The 16,320-nt window shown below is 33.2% G+C and carries 15 protein-coding genes; 8 read left to right on the forward strand and 7 right to left on the reverse strand.

Features of this window, described 5'->3' with window-relative positions; genetic code table 11:
* Window positions 1-53: 53 nt before the first annotated feature.
* The 3 genes from JC605_RS06645 to JC605_RS06655 all read right to left on the reverse strand — a co-directional run bounded on the left by JC605_RS06645 (window position 54) and on the right by JC605_RS06655 (window position 3,614).
* The gene (locus JC605_RS06645; protein ID WP_198855428.1) at window positions 54-929 is read right to left on the reverse strand and encodes an ABC transporter permease; all 876 of its coding nucleotides are present in this window, start codon (window positions 927-929) and stop codon (window positions 54-56) included.
* Between the two features lie 248 nt (window positions 930-1,177).
* Complete coding sequence (locus JC605_RS06650) at window positions 1,178-3,175, reverse strand: TonB-dependent siderophore receptor (RefSeq protein WP_198855429.1); 1,998 nt, start codon at window positions 3,173-3,175, stop codon at window positions 1,178-1,180.
* A 91-nt stretch (window positions 3,176-3,266) separates the two neighbouring features.
* Window positions 3,267-3,614, reverse strand: coding sequence for a winged helix-turn-helix domain-containing protein (locus JC605_RS06655; protein ID WP_198855430.1), 348 nt, complete (start codon window positions 3,612-3,614; stop codon window positions 3,267-3,269).
* Between the two features lie 273 nt (window positions 3,615-3,887).
* Between JC605_RS06655 and leuS the strand changes: the two genes are divergently transcribed.
* From leuS to JC605_RS06675, 4 genes are all read left to right on the forward strand, one after another.
* Entirely contained in the window at window positions 3,888-6,752 is a 2,865-nt protein-coding gene (gene leuS, locus JC605_RS06660; RefSeq protein ID WP_198855431.1) for a leucine--tRNA ligase, read from the forward strand.
* Between the two features lie 546 nt (window positions 6,753-7,298).
* The gene (locus tag JC605_RS06665) at window positions 7,299-8,147 is read left to right on the forward strand and encodes an alpha/beta fold hydrolase (protein WP_198855432.1); all 849 of its coding nucleotides are present in this window, start codon (window positions 7,299-7,301) and stop codon (window positions 8,145-8,147) included.
* Between the two features lie 2 nt (window positions 8,148-8,149).
* On the forward strand, window positions 8,150-8,623 hold the full coding sequence (locus JC605_RS06670) for an RNA polymerase sigma factor (RefSeq protein WP_198855433.1): 474 nt from the start codon (window positions 8,150-8,152) through the stop codon (window positions 8,621-8,623).
* Window positions 8,610-9,206 (forward strand): hypothetical protein, encoded by a 597-nt coding sequence (locus JC605_RS06675; RefSeq protein WP_198855434.1) that lies wholly within the window; start codon window positions 8,610-8,612, stop codon window positions 9,204-9,206. The genes JC605_RS06670 and JC605_RS06675 overlap by 14 nt, the downstream gene beginning before the upstream one ends.
* A 67-nt stretch (window positions 9,207-9,273) precedes the next feature.
* On the opposite strand, the gene JC605_RS06680 is transcribed toward JC605_RS06675, so the two are convergent.
* Window positions 9,274-9,672 (reverse strand): MmpS family transport accessory protein, encoded by a 399-nt coding sequence (locus JC605_RS06680; protein WP_198855435.1) that lies wholly within the window; start codon window positions 9,670-9,672, stop codon window positions 9,274-9,276.
* 167 nt (window positions 9,673-9,839) lie between these two features.
* Here JC605_RS06680 and JC605_RS06685 point away from each other — a divergent pair, with 167 nt between their 5' ends.
* The 3 genes from JC605_RS06685 to JC605_RS06695 all read left to right on the forward strand — a co-directional run bounded on the left by JC605_RS06685 (window position 9,840) and on the right by JC605_RS06695 (window position 13,260).
* Entirely contained in the window at window positions 9,840-11,852 is a 2,013-nt protein-coding gene (locus JC605_RS06685) for a sensor histidine kinase (RefSeq protein ID WP_198855436.1), read from the forward strand.
* The gene (locus tag JC605_RS06690) at window positions 11,842-12,471 is read left to right on the forward strand and encodes a response regulator transcription factor (RefSeq protein ID WP_233074035.1); all 630 of its coding nucleotides are present in this window, start codon (window positions 11,842-11,844) and stop codon (window positions 12,469-12,471) included. Before JC605_RS06685 ends, JC605_RS06690 begins: the two co-directional genes overlap by 11 nt.
* Window positions 12,472-12,573: 102 nt before the next feature.
* Complete coding sequence (locus JC605_RS06695) at window positions 12,574-13,260, forward strand: zinc metallopeptidase (RefSeq protein WP_198855438.1); 687 nt, start codon at window positions 12,574-12,576, stop codon at window positions 13,258-13,260.
* Window positions 13,261-13,436: 176 nt separating this feature from the next.
* Here the strand turns inward: JC605_RS06695 and JC605_RS06700 are convergent, their stop codons facing one another.
* The 3 genes from JC605_RS06700 to JC605_RS06710 all read right to left on the reverse strand — a co-directional run bounded on the left by JC605_RS06700 (window position 13,437) and on the right by JC605_RS06710 (window position 15,482).
* Window positions 13,437-13,907 carry an Lrp/AsnC family transcriptional regulator gene (locus JC605_RS06700; protein ID WP_111365821.1) on the reverse strand — a complete coding sequence of 157 codons (471 nt, stop codon included), beginning with the start codon at window positions 13,905-13,907 and terminating at the stop codon, window positions 13,437-13,439.
* A gap of 142 nt (window positions 13,908-14,049) precedes the next feature.
* A complete protein-coding gene (locus JC605_RS06705; RefSeq protein WP_008465120.1) occupies window positions 14,050-14,799 on the reverse strand; it encodes a uroporphyrinogen-III synthase in 750 nt (249 codons plus the stop codon).
* A 14-nt stretch (window positions 14,800-14,813) separates the two neighbouring features.
* Window positions 14,814-15,482 carry a DUF4271 domain-containing protein gene (locus tag JC605_RS06710; RefSeq protein WP_198855439.1) on the reverse strand — a complete coding sequence of 223 codons (669 nt, stop codon included), beginning with the start codon at window positions 15,480-15,482 and terminating at the stop codon, window positions 14,814-14,816.
* A 107-nt stretch (window positions 15,483-15,589) separates the two neighbouring features.
* Between JC605_RS06710 and JC605_RS06715 the strand changes: the two genes are divergently transcribed.
* Complete coding sequence (locus JC605_RS06715) at window positions 15,590-16,315, forward strand: polyprenol monophosphomannose synthase (RefSeq protein ID WP_198855440.1); 726 nt, start codon at window positions 15,590-15,592, stop codon at window positions 16,313-16,315.
* Window positions 16,316-16,320 lie beyond the last annotated feature (5 nt).

The following is a 16,320-nucleotide window of genomic DNA, read 5'->3' on the forward strand; positions in this document are numbered from 1 at the left end:
CCTGAGCTAAGTCGAAGGCATTTTTTTTAAAATCTGTAATCTACAATCTAAAATTAGTAAAGATCGTCGGTTCTTAAATTTAAGAAACGTTGTGTTGCAAAATGCGTGCTTACCCAAGTAATTAAAACTCCTAATCCAAAAACGGCAACTAAAACTAAACCAGTTAAAGCTTTGTCTTCTAGAATTCCCAAACCAGGGAAATTAGTGTCTACATAGAGTAAAAGAGCGATTAAAGCAATAATAGCCAAACCTGCGCCTAGCATTCCAAGTTTTACGCTTCGCATTACAAACGGTTTACGGATAAACGCTTTTGTAGCACCAACCATTTGCATGGTTTTAATAATGAAACGATTTGAATGAATGGATAAACGAAGCGAACTATTGATTAATAAAACAGCAATTACAGTCAAGAAACCACTGATAATCAAAATCCACATACTTACTTTTCTGATGTTGTCATTTACAAGATTTACCAATTGTTTGTCGTAAACAATATCTGAAATCATAGCATTTTTGCGGAAACGGCTTTCGATTTTTACGATACTGTCTCTCTCTACATAATCTGCTTTTAAGTGAATGTCGTATGAATTCAATAAAGGATTTTCTCCCAAAAAGGTTAAAAAATCTTCTCCGATAATATCTGTATGTTCTTTTGCAGCTCTCTCTTTGGTTACATAAACAAAAGATCTGGCAAAAGGAGCTCTTTTAAGTTCGGTGTTAAATGCTTTGATAACACTGTCGTTTGCTTCATTTTTAAAGAAAACTGTCATGGCGATTTTTTCTTTAAAATCGTCAGCCAACTGTTTAGAATTGATAATGAATAATCCTAGTACTCCCAAAAGGAATAAAACCAAGAATACACTTAATACTACCGAAAAATAAGAGGAAATTAACCTGCGCTTTTGAAATTTATCAAAGTTAGAACTCATAGTCTGCTTAAATTATGTGGTAAAAATAATAAAGAATTTCTTTATTTAAAGTTAATAACGAACTTTTATCCCATAAATGTACGATTCGTTCCGGAATAAAAAGTTGAATTAACCGCAAAGTACGTAAAGATTTCTTTATGCTCGAATGTTAATAACGCAAAGTTCGCAGAGCTTTTAACGATAGAAGCTTTACGAACTTTAGCAAATATTGGAAGAAAGAAAACCTAGTTTCTTAACACCTTTGAAAATTAATTGAAAAAACGAAGTGTCACAAAAAAGTTACGGCCTTCTTCTGGATATCCTTCAACAAGACTGTAATTTCGATCGAAAATATTATTCAAACCAGCATCAAGACTGAAGTTTTTAGATATTTTGCCAGAAACATATAAATTCAGAAGCGTATAATCTGGAACTCTTGCGCCATAACTTGTGCTGAAACGAGGCGAATTAAATTCGGTATTGGCAATTAATCGAAGAATTTTGATTGGACTATATTCTAAAGTTCCCATTACTTTTGTGTTTGGAACATCTGTAAAATGAATATTTGGATTGGTGATGTTTTTTCTTTCGATGTAAGTATAATTCAAATTTAATGAGAGGTTTTCTAAAATTGCATAATTCAGTTGCGCTTCTATCCCTTTATAATCAGCTTCACCAAAATTCTGCATTTGCGATTTTCCTGGTTCAACATTGCTTACGCTTAAGATTGCATCAGAAAGTGAACTGTAGAAAAGCGCTGTTTGAAAAGTGATTTTCTCGAAAAGAGTTGCGGTATAATTCAATTCATAATTAATTGCTTTTTCGGGTTTTAAATCTGGATTCGGAATTGCTGTTCCCATTCTATACGAATATCGGTCTTTTATAGTCGCAAACCTGGTTTTCTGAGAAATGGTTGCACCCAGTTTTTGCTGATTATTTAACTGATAGAAAAGTCCAACTTGCGCATTAAAAGCATCACTTGCTCCAGCATCTGGAAAATCTGAAATTGTTTTTGTTGTGCTGTTGTAATCCTCAGCTTCCAAGTTTTTTCGAATGTTGTAACTAATGCCTGGAATTACAGTGAATTTTGAATTGACTTTGTAAACATCTTCAATTCCAATTAAAACTGTATTGTCTATAAAATGGCGAACGGGTTCACCAAGATTGTTCTCGCGATGCACATCTTCTTTAAATTGAAAGGCAAATTTTAAATCGTTTTTTGGAATTATTTTAGTGTTGTATTCCAGATTTCCTCCAAAGGTATAATCGTTGTAAATGCTTTCAAAAGCATATGGTTTTGTTTGTGTCGAATAAGAAGAATCGTCGTAACTATCGAGTGTGTTTTTAAATCGGTCAAAATACAATCTAGTTTTGAAACTGTTTTTATCATCAAAAGCAGAATTAGAAATAAAATAAAAACTTTCTTTATCCCAGTTTGGCCATTGCCAATAGCGAGGTTTTAGCAAAAGTGAATTTTGTGTGTCGTATCCCGTATAAACAGGATTTCCTTTTTCGCCCTGCTGATTGATGTAGCCAATTGCATATTCGCTTTTTTCAGTTGGAGTCCATCCAACTTTAAAGCTGATTTTTTGGTCTGTTCGATACGAATTGTCTCTTTGTCCGCCATTCTCATTTGCTGTTGGAACAAAATTAGAAGACATTCTAAAAGAATCACGGTCTAAATAAGAAAACCCGCCTTGAAAATAGAATTTACCTATTTTCGAACCGATATTTACATTTCCTCGATATCCGTTTTCATTAATCATTCCTAAAGCGGCATCATATTCTAATTTTTTAGAAGGTTTTCTAGAAACAAGATTGATCGCGCCTCCAAGCGAATTTGGTCCGTAAAGTACAGATGAAAATCCTTTAGAAACATCTACTGCTGCTAAATCAAAAGTGGTAAATCTAGCCAAATCTACATAACCGTCATATGGAACATAAACCGGAATTCCGTCCATATAAACCGGAACCTGTCTTAAGTCGAAACCGCGAACAGAAACCATCGATTCGTTTCTTGGGCCAGAAGCAGTTAAGCTTATTCCTGGTAATAGGTTTAAAGCTTTCGAAACCTCCATTTTATTTTGTGATTCCATTGTTTTTGAAGTCACTCGGTTCAAAGTGTCTTTGTTTTGTTGATTGGTAATAATGACTTCTCCAAGATTAAAGACATTTGAAATTTTGAGAGAATCTGTGGTTTTCGAATTGTTTTGTTGTGCAAATCCGATGAGTGGAAAAAGCAGAAAGGATAATAATTTTGGTTTCATATAAAAATAGTTTTTCAGTATGTTTTAAAATGAATACTGCTTGTTGAAAAAAAGGGTTTGGTTAATCGTTTTTTTTAGAATAGGGTTGATTTTAAAATTTTAAATTTTGAGTTTCTTTTTTGGCAAATTCTTTAATACGGTTTTCAACGTCATAAAAAACTTCGATGGCTCTTTCTCCTGCTTCAGTTAATTTTGCACCGCCGCCTCCTTTTCCGCCAAGAAGTTTTTCTACCAATGGAGATTCTGCCCGCTGATTCATTTCTTCAACCAATTGCCAAGCTTGCCTATATGCCATTTTCATTTCTTTCGCGGCATTTGTAATTGATCCTGTTTTTCGGATATTTTCTAAAAGCCAGATTTTACCAATTCCTAAAAACGCACCTTCAGTTTCTTCGATCCAAACACGAACTTCAACAGAATATTTTTTATCCTTATTCATTTTTATTCCCTTAATGACTTTTGTAAAAATAATGATTAGTTAATAAAAATATTCTTTCCTTCTTTTAAGAAATTGATTTGTGAAATGAGTAACGTACGTATTTTTGATGCTAATATAAGTATTTTTACGTAATTAAAAATAAGTATTTTGTTATTTTATTTGTTTGTCAGTGAAATAGCTTTGCTACAATCCGCAATAAATGTAAATTTGCGGCTTAATTAATTTAGTGAAAAGCTTAGAACCTTAGTAACTTAGAATCTTAGTCGCTTAGAAATGAAGTACAATCCAAACGAAATTGAAGCCAAATGGCAAAAATATTGGGCAGAAAATCAAACTTTTGCAGCAAAAAATAACTCCGAAAAACCGAAACATTATGTTCTCGACATGTTTCCTTATCCATCTGGAGCAGGACTGCATGTAGGACATCCGCTGGGTTATATTGCTTCAGATGTGTATTCTCGTTTCAAAAGACATCAAGGTTTCAATGTTTTGCATCCAATGGGATACGATAGTTTCGGATTACCAGCAGAACAATATGCAATTCAAACAGGTCAGCGCCCAGAAGATACAACTCGTGTAAATATTGATGGAGGTGTTGATAAAGAAGGAAAACAAATTGCTGGTTATAGAAAACAATTAGATAAGATTGGATTTTCATTTGACTGGGGACGTGAAGTTCGTACATCAAACCCAGATTATTACAAACATACACAATGGATTTTTATCCAATTGTTCAACTCTTGGTATTGCAAAAAACAAGGTCAAGCTTTTGATATTTCTGAGTTGGTAACTGTTTTTGAAGAAAGTGGAAATGCATTAGTCGAAGCAGTTTGCGATGACAATGTTGCGATTTTTACTGCTGACGAATGGAATTCTTATTCTGAAGATCAAAAAGAAAAAATTCTTTTACAATATAGATTAACATATTTGGCAGAAACTGAAGTAAACTGGTGTCCAGGCTTAGGAACTGTTTTGGCAAATGATGAAATTGTAAACGGAGTTTCAGAACGTGGAGGCTTTCCTGTTATAAGAAAAAAAATGACACAATGGAGTATGCGAATTTCTGCTTATGCCGAACGCTTGCTTGAAGGTCTAAATAATATTGACTGGAGTGAGTCAATCAAAGAATCTCAAAGAAACTGGATCGGGAAATCGGTTGGTGCTTTGGTAACTTTTAATGTGAAAAATCATGATGAAGTAATCGAGGTTTTTACTACTCGTCCTGATACTATTTTTGGGGTTACTTTTATGACTTTGGCGCCAGAACATGATTTGGTTGCTAAAATTACAACTCCAGAACAAAAAGAAGCTGTTGAAGCGTATATCGAAAAAACAGCAAAACGTTCAGAGCGTGAACGTATGGCCGATGTAAAAACTATTTCTGGTGCGTTTACTGGAGCTTATGCAGAACATCCATTTACAAAAGAACCAATTCCGGTTTGGATTGGTGATTATGTTTTGGCAGGTTACGGAACTGGTGCTGTAATGGCGGTTCCTTGCGGAGACGAAAGAGATTATGCTTTTGCTAATTTCTTTAAAGGTCAGAATGGAATGCAGGAAATTAAAAACATTTTCGCAAATGTTGATATTTCTGAAGCTGCTTATGGATCTAAAGACAATGTTGAAATCGCAAATTCTGATTTCTTAAACAGATTGAATTATAAAGAGGCAACTCAAAAAGCAATCGCTGAATTAGAAAAATTAGGACAAGGAAAAGGTAAAACCAATTACCGTTTGCGTGATGCAGTTTTCTCTCGTCAGCGTTATTGGGGTGAGCCATTCCCGGTTTATTATGTGAATGGATTACCAAAAATGATCGATACACAGCATTTGCCAATTATTTTACCAGAAGTAGAGAAATATTTACCAACAGAAGACGGTTTACCTCCATTAGGAAACGCTGCAGTTTGGGCTTGGGATACAAAACAAAATAAAGTTGTCAATACAGATTTAGTTGACAATGTTTCGATTTTTCCTTTAGAATTAAATACAATGCCAGGTTGGGCAGGAAGTTCATGGTATTGGATGCGTTATATGGATGCACACAATGAAAATGAATTTGCAAGCAAAGAAGCTTTGGCTTACTGGGAAAATGTAGATTTATACATTGGTGGAAGCGAACACGCAACTGGTCACTTATTGTATTCTCGTTTTTGGAACAAATTCTTAAAAGATAAAGGTTTGGCTCCAACCGAAGAACCATTCAAAAAACTGATCAATCAGGGAATGATTTTAGGAACAACGGCTTATGTTTACAGATTGGAAGGAACGAATACTTTTGTATCTAAAAATAAAATTGAAGGTCAAAATGTACAGCCAATTCGCGTTGATGTTCATTTCGTGAATTCTTCTGATGAATTGAATATTGAAAAGTTCAAAGCTTGGAGAGAAGATTTCAATACGGCAGAATTTATTTTTGATGAAAACGGAAAATACATTGTAGGACGCGAGGTTGAAAAAATGTCGAAATCATACTATAATGTTGTAACTCCAGATGATATTTGCGCTGAATATGGAGCAGATACATTGCGTTTGTACGAAATGTTCTTAGGTCCTTTAGAGCAAGCAAAACCGTGGAATACTGCTGGAATTTCTGGAGTATTTGGTTTCTTGAAAAAATTATGGAGATTGTATTTTGATGATAATGGTTTAATCGTAAACAATGAAGAGCCAACAAAAGACAACTTAAAATCGTTGCATAAAACGATTAAAAAGGTTGCAGAAGATATTGAGAATTTCTCTTTCAATACTTCGGTTTCTCAGTTTATGATTTGTGTAAATGAATTGTCTTCTCAAAACTGTCATTCAAGAGCGATTTTAGAACCGTTGGCAATTTTGGTTTCGCCTTATGCACCTCATATCGCAGAAGAATTATGGTCTCAGTTAGGATATACAACTTCAATTTCGGATGTTGCTTTTCCAGTTTTTGAAGAAAAACATTTAGTTGAAACTAATAAAGAATACCCAGTTTCTTTCAATGGAAAAATGCGTTTCACAATCGAATTGCCTTTAGATTTAACTAAAGAACAAATTGAAGAAATCGTGATGAAAGACGAGAGAACACAAAAACACTTAGACGGAAGAACGCCAAATAAAGTGATTATTGTTCCTGGAAAAATCATCAATTTGGTAGGATAACCAAATTAATTTTCAATATAAAAATTCCAAATTCCAATTTTACGATTGGGGTTTGGGATTTTTTTTTGTGTTTAATTTTTTGCCACGAATTACACTAATTTTCTCGAATTTTTATTTTTAAAAACGCTTAGTTTGTCATGCTGAGGAACGAAGGATCACACGCGAAACTCGACAAAGATTGGCGATTCAGTTTGCGGAGCTTCTCGCGTGGTCTTCGATTTCGCTCAGACTGACAATGCGTACAGTTTGTCATTTCGCTATCGCTCTAGTTTCCTTCATCGAAAAGATAAACTATGTATTTTTAAAAATAAAAATTCGAGAAAATTAGTGCAATTCGTGGCGGAAAACTTTGCGACTTCGCGTCTTTGCAAGTAAAAAAACTCGCGTTCTTTGCGTAAACCTTTGTTTCCTTTTCGGTTAAAAACCCGCACCAACATTGGAATTTGGATTTTTTTCATTGAAATTTTAAATTAAGTTGTAACATTTTAATAGCTTCCGTATCAAAAGCATGGATCCGATTTAATTAACAACTTAAAACTATTAAAAATGAAAAAGTATATCATCTTAATTATTGCATTTTTATTCTCGGCATTATGTTTAAATGTTTTCGGCCAAACCAAACAATTTCCGTTTGAAGTTTTAAAAACGGGAAGCGGAGATCAATCTATTATATTTATTCCTGGCTTTGCTTCTTCTGGAGATGTTTGGAATGAAACCAGAGTAACATTCGAAAATGAATTTACTTGTTATACACTCACAATGGCTGGTTTTGCAGGGAGAAAACCACAGCCCAATGCCTCGTTTGAAAACTGGAAAACTGGAATTGCCAATTATATAAAAGACAACCAAATTGAAAAGCCAATTTTAATTGGACATAGCATGGGTGGCGCTCTAGCACTTGCACTTGCTGCCGATTATCCAGATTTGATTAGCAAAATTGTGGTTGTAGATGCTGTTCCTTGTCTGGCTGCGATAAACGATCCTACTTTCAAATCAAAAATGAATAACGATTGTTCTACGACTGTAAACCAAATGACAGGAATGACCAATGATCAGTTTTATGATATGCAAAAAAAGACAATGCCAAGCCTTTTAGCTGATACGACTAAGCTTGATATGGTGGTGGATTGGAGTGTGAAATCAGATCGAACAACTTTTGGTCAAATGTATTGTGACTTTTTCAATATTGATTTAAGAGAAAGAATAGCACAGATTAAATGTCCAGCATTAATTTTGTTAGAATCTTATTTTATAAATTTAAAACCAGCGATTGAAGGTCAGTATCGAAGTTTAAAAACGGCTAATTTTCAATATGCCACAACGGGTCTTCATTTTATTATGTACGATGATACGGCTTGGTATTTAGGGCAGTTAAGTACTTTTTTAAAACAGTAAGAATGGAATTTGAACAAATCTACAATACATATTGGGATCGAATTTTTAGACTATGCATGGGTTTCGTAAACGATTACGATGCCGCCCAAGATTTGACTCAGGAGACGTTTATAATTGTTTGGCAAAAACTGGAAACTTTTAGAAATGAATCAACAATCGGGACTTGGATTTTTAGAATTGCTTCTAATAATTGCCTTAGACAAATAGAGAAGCAAAAGCGTTTCCCGAAATCCGAACTTCCGATTCATCTTTCAGAAGAGAAACAACATTCAATCGAGCCACAGATTCAATTTTTGTATAAATGTATCGCCGAGCTTCCAGAAACCGATCGTATCATCATTTCGTTAGAGTTAGAAGATATCAAACAAACGGAAATTGCTAAAATCGTCGGACTTTCTGAAGCCAATGTTAGAGTGAAAATTCACAGAATAAAAGAAAAACTGACTCAAAAATTTAAAGAAAATGAACAACGATAGCAATATAGATTTTAAAGATTTATGGAAAAAACAATCCATAAGCCAGCCAGATATGAGCGATTTGCTCACGAGATTAAGCAAGTTTAAAAAAACGGCTTTGCGCTGTTTATGGATGACTAACATTATGCTTTTGGCAACATGTGCGATTATAATTTTTATCTGGATATTTTTTCAGCCTCAGTTCATTTCTACTAAAATAGGAATTGTGCTTACTATTCTTGCGATGGTCGTTTATGTGTTTGTCTATAATAAATTATTGAGCGATTATAAAAACATTGATTCTACTCAAACCAATCAGGAATATCTTCAAAAACTAATTTCGATAAAAAAGAAACAACAGTTTTTGCAAACCAAAATGATGAGTTTTTACTTTATTGTACTTACACTCGGCCTTTGTTTGTATCTGTATGAATATGCGAGCAAAATGAATTTTATAGGAGCAAGCCTCATGTACGGATTTACATTGTTTTGGATGCTTTTTAATTGGTTTTACCTTCGTCCGAAACAAGTCAAAAAACAGCGAAATAAAATAGACAATTTAATAGAAAAGTTTGAAGAAGTAAGCGATCAATTAGATGCATAAAAAAAGCTTCGTGAAATACGAAGCTTTTTTACCAAAAACAAAAATTTAAATTCTAAATTTCTATAAATTATTGTCCAAAAACGTACGGTGTAAGAGGTAATACGATTATTCCCTCACTATTTGCTGTCGCAGTTAATTCATTCTCTAATTTTCCTCCAATGTAAATTTTTCCAGTTAATGTTTGTCCAGCAACACCACCGTATCCGCTAGCGCTTAAAGAAGCTCCTATAGATTTTTCTTCTGCAGTGAATTCTTTAGTCCATGGTAGTGTAGTAAGATCTTCATTCAATCCATTGCCGCCTTTTTCAAAATATGTAACAGATGCTGTTCCTGTATAATTTCCAGTTATTTCGTATTTAACGTCTCTTGAGTTGTTTTTGCCATTATCATCATTATCGCTGCTACAAGAAACCGCTGTAAAAGCAAGAGTCATTACAATTGCTAAGGTTTTCAAAATTGATTTCATATTATATCTTTTAATTAATATTCAGATTTATAACAAAATTAGCCCCTTAATTACGAGAGGACAATACCTGATAAAATGTATTTTTTATTACCTGATATCAGGTAAAAGAGCGCTATTTCTTTTTGAAAGTCATTAAGCTTTAATAACTTTGAGTAAATGCCACATTTATGAAGAAACTCTACGCCATTTTATTTTTTTTGTTTTTGACTGTAATTTCTCATTCACAAGTAATTCTTTCATTAGATGATGATACTGTTTATATTGACAGTATTGTTAAGATTACAAAAAACACAAAATCAGACAGTGTCAAAAGTTTAAATAGTTTTAGATTATCAAAACTATTTTTGATGGCACAGGATGCTAAAAAATCGAAAGAATATCTTGAACAGGCGAATAAATTAAAAGTTAAATATCCTTTTTTAAAAGATGCTTCGATTTTTTATAACGCTTCCAGTTTTATAGAAAAAGGCGATTTGGAAGGTTTTGAAAAAGCATTGCTTGAAGCAAACGATAAACTCAAAAAATATCGTAATAAAGAAGCTTATAAGCTTCGCGCCATTATACTTCAGAATTATGGCATTATGCAGCAACGAAAAAATAATGAGAATGCTTATATGAAGTTGCTTATAAATGAAGCCATTCCGATTGCTAAAAAAAGTGGCGATTACGAATTAATCAGTGCTTTAAATAAAGCTGTTGCCATTATTTTTATGAATAATGATGAACGTGAAAAAGCGGCTGAATATCTAGATCAAGCACAAAAGTATATTGAAAGCGCCACTATAAAATCTGCAACTTTAGCAGAGTCTAAGATGGAAACGTATATTATAAATGCTGAAAATCTAGTTGAACTGAAGCATTTTTACGACGCTAAGGAAATTTTGGATAAAGCTTATTCGACTTTAGAAAAATATCCCGCATCTAACTTAAATGATTCTTATTTTTATTCGGAAGGACTTTACTATGCCAAACAAAATAAACACGATGAAGCATTGGTAAGTTTTAATAAAGGAATTAAATCGGCAGAAAGTCATCAGAATGCTATTGCAGTAAACAGATTAAAATTTGCAGAATATGAAGTGCTTTTTAAACTGAAAAACTATGACAAAGCAAAAAGTAATTTAGAATATCTGATAGAAAAAACACCTTTTATTGTAGACAAAAAGAATTATTACAAAGAACTGTCTAAAGTTTATAACGCGACAAAAGAATATCCGAAAGCTTATTTTTATTCAAACAAATACAATGTTATAAACGACAGTTTAAACGATGCCAAGCTTAAAAGCGAAATTGTAGAACTTGAAGCGAAATACAAAAAAGCAGAAAGCGAAAAGAAAATTGGTCTGCTGCAATCTGAGAATGAAAAAGCGGTTTTGCAGGTGAATAATAATCGTTTGAATATGATGCTTTTTGCGGTACTTTCGTTTGTATTGTTTTTGACGGTTTTGTTTTTGTGGAGTTGGAATAATTATCAGAAAAAGATAAGTTTTCAAAAAGAGGTAAACCACAAACAGGAACTCGAAGCATTAGAGAATCAGCAGAAATTATCTATTTCAAATGCTTTAATTGAAGGAGAAGAAATTGAACGCAAAAGAATCGCGAGAGATTTGCACGACGGACTTGGGAGTATGCTTTCTGGTCTTAAAATCCATTTGAATCTTGCAGAACGAGAAAACAATGAAAATGCCCCGAATATAAACGGAATGTTGAACGATTCGATAAAAGAGCTTCGTAATATTTCTCAAAATCTGATGCCTGAAAGTTTGATGAAATTAGGGCTTGAACATGCGTTAAGAGATTTGTGCGCTTCGCATTCGACACCAGAAACAACTATCGAATTTCAGTATTTGATTAAGAAGACAACCTTGCCTCAGCATTTTAAAATAATGATTTTCAGGATTATTCAGGAACTTTTAAATAATTCTTTAAAATATGCAAAAGCTTCCCAGATTCTGGTTTCCTGTTCGCAGAATAAAGATGTGTTTTTTATTACAGTAGAAGATAACGGAATTGGTTTTAATGTTGATCATGCAGAAAAAAGAGATGGAATGGGCTTGCGAAATATTAAAAACCGCGTGGCTTTTTTAAACGGAAAATTAGAAATTGATTCTGTTCTTGGAAAAGGAACTTCAACTTATATCGAATTAAAATATAACCCAAATCATGATTATGAAGCATAAAACGGTAATAGTAGACGATCATCCGATTGTGATTTCTGGAATTGCAGGCCTGTTGTCGGATCTAGATAATATAGAAATTGTAGAAAAATTCGAATCGGGAATTGCGCTTTTAGATTATATCGAAGACAATAATGTAGATTTGATTTTAATGGATATTTTTCTGCCTGTTATAAATGGAGTCGATTTATGTAAAACAATCAAACAAAAACATCCTAAAATTGTAATTATAGGTATGAGCAGCCAATCTGAAAGAAGTTTGGTGATGCAGTTTATCCAGAATGGCGGAAATGGATATATTCTTAAAAATGCTTCTTTTGATGAGTTTAAAGAATGTATTTACAAGGCAATTGATGGTGAAATTGTTTTTAGCGAAGAAGTAAAAACGATAATTAGTCAGCCTTTGTCTGAAGATTTAGAAAGAATTCCGGGTTTAAGCCGAAGAGAGCGCGATATTGCTCTTTTGCTTTCTCAAGGAAAATCGACTCAAGAAATAGCAGATGATTTGTTTTTAAGTTTTTTAACCGTTCAAACGCATCGTAGAAATATCCTTCAGAAGTATAAAATGAAAAATGTGGCAGAATTAATTGCTTTTCTGCTCAAAAACAACATGCTGAATTAAGTCAAAAATGGTAGAAAAATGTCAAAATGGCATTTTGTTAAAATGGTTCGCATTTTGCAGTTTGTTTTGTAAATTTAAAAATCAATCTAAAAACAGAAAAAAATGGGATCAGGATATTTAATTATTGCTGGAGCTATAATGTTGTTCAGCTGGCTGGTAAGTTCGCAGCTGAAGAGCAAATTTGAATTGTATTCGAAGTTGCAATTAAGAAACGGAATGAGCGGACGCGAAATCGCTGAAAAAATGCTTGCCGATAACGGAATTACAGATGTTCGCGTTATCTCAGTTCCAGGTCAGTTAACAGATCATTATAATCCATCAGATAAAACAGTAAATTTAAGTGAAGCTGTATATAACCATCGAAATGCCGCCGCAGCAGCCGTTGCAGCGCACGAATGTGGTCACGCTGTGCAACACGCAATTGGTTACGAATGGTTAACAATGCGTTCTAAATTAGTGCCAATTGTAAGTGTAGCTTCAAACTTCGTACAGTGGATTTTGATAGCAGGAATTCTAATGATTAAAGTTTTTCCAGGACTATTATTAGTTGGAATTATCATCTTTGCGGCAACGACTTTGTTCTCAATTGTTACACTTCCTGTAGAGTATGATGCAAGTAATCGCGCTTTGGCTTGGTTAGAAAATAAACACATGCTAACACAAGAAGAACAAGCAGGAGCAAAAGATGCTTTAAAATGGGCAGCAAGAACTTATGTAGTAGCGGCAATTGGTTCTATTGCAACGTTGCTGTACTATATATCGATTTACTCTGGAAGCAGAAGGAATTAAATAGTTTAAACTTTCAATATCTAAAAATTCCAAATTCCAAATCTGTTGGGTTTGGGATTTTTTTATGCATTTCTGAAACGAAATTAAACCCGACAGGTTTTTAAAACCTGTCGGGTTTAACTTTTAACTTTTAACTTTTGGAATTTGGAATTTTTAAAATTTGGAATTTATCTTTTCTAAAGCTGTATCTGTCTATCAATTTGCTGATCTAAAGAAATAAAAGTTTCTGTTCTAGAAACCCCTTCGATAGCTTGGATTTTGTTATTTAAAAGTTGCATCAAATGTTCGTTGTCACGACAGATGATTTTAATTAAAACTGACCAGTTTCCTGTAGTGTAATGACATTCTAAAACTTCGGGTATTTTTCTAAGTTCTTTTACTGCTTCTGAGTTTCTAGACGCTTTGTCTAGATAAACTCCAACAAAAGCCATAGTGTTATAGCCTAAAACTTTTGGATTAACGGTAAACTTAGAACCAGAAATAACTCCAGATTGTTCTAGTTTTTTTAATCTTTGGTGAATTGCCGCTCCAGAAATCCCTATTTTATTAGCTATTTGCAAGATTGGTTTGCGGGCATCGTCCATTAGATAGCGAAGAATTTCTTTGTCGATTCCGTCAATTTCAATTAAAAGGGAGTTGATTTTCATAACTTACAATTTGAAACTATTTTTTGTGATTTGGGTTATCAATAGAAATCAAATGTAGTTAAAATGCTGTACAAAAGAAAATTCCAAATCTCAAATGGTTAGTTTGAAATTTGGAATTTTAAAAGTTGTATATTTTAAAAGGTTATTTTCCTTTGTTGGCTTCTGCTACGTATTTTTCTAGAGCCATTGTCATAGAAGGAGTTTCAGGAGTTGGAGCAAGAATATCAATTCTTAAACCATGATCTAAAGCTTCTTTTTGCGTTGTGCTTCCGAATACGGCAATTCTGGTGTTGTTTTGTTTAAAATCTGGGAAATTCTTAAACAATGATTTGATTCCTGTTGGGCTGAAAAAAGCTAAAACGTCATAATAAACATCAGCTAAATCAGATAAATCACTCATTACAGTTCTGTAGAAAATAGCTTGTGCCCAATCTACTTTTAAACTGTTTAATGTAACAGGAGCATCTGCATTTAATTGGTCAGATGCAGGAAGTAAAAATTTCTCGTCTTTGTACTTCTTAATTAGCGGAGATAAATCTGCAAAATCTTTTGCTCCAACGTAAATCTTACGTTTTCTGTACACGACATACTTTTGAAGGTAAAACGCAACAGCCTCAGATTGACAAAAATATTTCAAACCTTCTGGCACTTTGTAACGCATTTCATCAGCAACTCTAAAAAAATGATCTACAGCATTTCGACTTGTTAAAATGATCGCAGTGTAATGATTAAGATCGATTTTTTGTAATCGAATCTCTTTTGCGCTAACCCCTTCTACATGAATAAATGGTCTGAAATCAATTTTTATTTTGTGTTTTTGTTGGAGCTCAAAGTAAGGAGAATTCTCCACTTTAGGTTCAGGCTGTGACACCAAAATTGTTTTCACTTTCATATTATAAATATTTTCTAAGCACTCCCTTTTGTAATCCAATAATAAAGAAAATAATAAGGGGCTATTTCAAGAGCGCAAAGATACAAAATAAAATAAAATAACTTACCGATAATTACGTTTTGATATGTTTTAATTGAAATAAAGTAAGAGTATACGCTAATACACAGCGAAATACCTATGATTGCTAGTGGAATAATCTGCGGAATATTGTTGTAATAAAACAAAACAGCATTGATTGGAAGGATTAAAACACCAATATACGTTCTGTAAGTTACTTTTTGTAGGTTAAATAGTTCTACAAAATCGTCAATATTGAATGAAGTTGCTACAATTTTTTCAATTAAATACTTCCCTAAAATGAAATAAAGAAGGAAAGTGGCAATCTGAATAAACAGAACCCAATCGGTTTTTGATGCATAACCAAAAATATTCATCGTAAGCAGAATAAAAAAGGCAAAGGATACAATCTGCACAAAAAATAAACCAACTGTAAAGCTGTTTTTCATGTGGCTGTTGTCTCGATAAATTTTAGCATATTTATCAGAAAAAATAAGTTTACTAAATTCACTAAATCTTGTTTCGTAAGCAGATTTTGTCATGGCAACAACGGCAAAGGTCACCACAAATAAAAGTGTTGCCCAGTCCTTGTTTTCGATTATTCGAGGATGAAGTTGTTCAATCATAGCGATACAAAATTAGTAATTTTTTGATGCAATACTTTTATTATATATTTATTATGAATCAAATGCTATAAAAAGTTTACTTTTGCGGTGAAATTACCGAGAAAAAAATGAGTGATAGTATTGTCATAATTCCCACATATAACGAAATTGAAAACGTAGAAAGTATAGTAAGAGCTGTACTTTCGCAACATAAAGCTTTTCATCTGCTGATTATTGATGATAATTCTCCAGATCATACTGCAAAAAAAGTGATCGCTTTACAAGAAGAATTTCCAGGGAAACTTTTTTTAGAACAAAGAGCAAAAAAGTCAGGATTGGGAACTGCGTATGTTCATGGCTTTAAATGGGCTTTGGAGCGCGAATATCAATTTATTTTTGAAATGGATGCCGATTTTTCGCACAATCCAAATGATTTAGAGAAATTGTACGATGCCTGCCATTTTGGTGGAGCAGATCTTGCAATTGGATCTCGATATGTAACTGGTGTTAATGTGGTGAACTGGCCTCTAAGCCGAGTTCTGATGTCTTATTTTGCATCTGTTTACGTAAAATTTATTACCGGAATGAAAATTCACGATGCTACTGCAGGTTTTGTTTGCTACAAAAGAGAGGTTTTGGAAAAAATAAATCTCAACAAAATAAAATTTGTGGGATATGCGTTTCAGATCGAGATGAAGTACAGAACTTATTGTGCTAAATTTCAAATTTCAGAAGTCCCAATTATTTTTACAGACCGAACAAAAGGAGTTTCTAAAATGAGTAATGCTATTATTAAAGAAGCTATACTTGGAGTGATTTCGCTTAGATTAAGAAAATTAGTCAATTCATTATAAACCAA

The sequence above is a fragment of the Flavobacterium sp. IB48 genome, assembly GCF_016405855.1.
Taxonomy (GTDB): domain Bacteria; phylum Bacteroidota; class Bacteroidia; order Flavobacteriales; family Flavobacteriaceae; genus Flavobacterium; species Flavobacterium ginsengisoli.

Coding starts and splice junctions, on each gene's coding strand:
- JC605_RS06645 (WP_198855428.1), bottom strand. CDS start 929: ATGAGTTCTAACTTTGATAAATTTCAAAAGCGCAGGTTAATTTCCTCT.
- JC605_RS06675 (WP_198855434.1), top strand. CDS start 8,610: ATGAACAACGATAGCAATATAGATTTTAAAGATTTATGGAAAAAACAA.
- JC605_RS06665 (WP_198855432.1), top strand. CDS start 7,299: ATGAAAAAGTATATCATCTTAATTATTGCATTTTTATTCTCGGCATTA.
- JC605_RS06690 (WP_233074035.1), top strand. CDS start 11,842: ATGAAGCATAAAACGGTAATAGTAGACGATCATCCGATTGTGATTTCT.
- JC605_RS06705 (WP_008465120.1), bottom strand. CDS start 14,799: ATGAAAGTGAAAACAATTTTGGTGTCACAGCCTGAACCTAAAGTGGAG.
- leuS (WP_198855431.1), top strand. CDS start 3,888: ATGAAGTACAATCCAAACGAAATTGAAGCCAAATGGCAAAAATATTGG.
- JC605_RS06650 (WP_198855429.1), bottom strand. CDS start 3,175: ATGAAACCAAAATTATTATCCTTTCTGCTTTTTCCACTCATCGGATTT.
- JC605_RS06680 (WP_198855435.1), bottom strand. CDS start 9,672: ATGAAATCAATTTTGAAAACCTTAGCAATTGTAATGACTCTTGCTTTT.
- JC605_RS06670 (WP_198855433.1), top strand. CDS start 8,150: ATGGAATTTGAACAAATCTACAATACATATTGGGATCGAATTTTTAGA.
- JC605_RS06685 (WP_198855436.1), top strand. CDS start 9,840: ATGAAGAAACTCTACGCCATTTTATTTTTTTTGTTTTTGACTGTAATT.
- JC605_RS06695 (WP_198855438.1), top strand. CDS start 12,574: ATGGGATCAGGATATTTAATTATTGCTGGAGCTATAATGTTGTTCAGC.
- JC605_RS06700 (WP_111365821.1), bottom strand. CDS start 13,907: ATGAAAATCAACTCCCTTTTAATTGAAATTGACGGAATCGACAAAGAA.
- JC605_RS06710 (WP_198855439.1), bottom strand. CDS start 15,482: ATGATTGAACAACTTCATCCTCGAATAATCGAAAACAAGGACTGGGCA.
- JC605_RS06715 (WP_198855440.1), top strand. CDS start 15,590: ATGAGTGATAGTATTGTCATAATTCCCACATATAACGAAATTGAAAAC.
- JC605_RS06655 (WP_198855430.1), bottom strand. CDS start 3,614: ATGAATAAGGATAAAAAATATTCTGTTGAAGTTCGTGTTTGGATCGAA.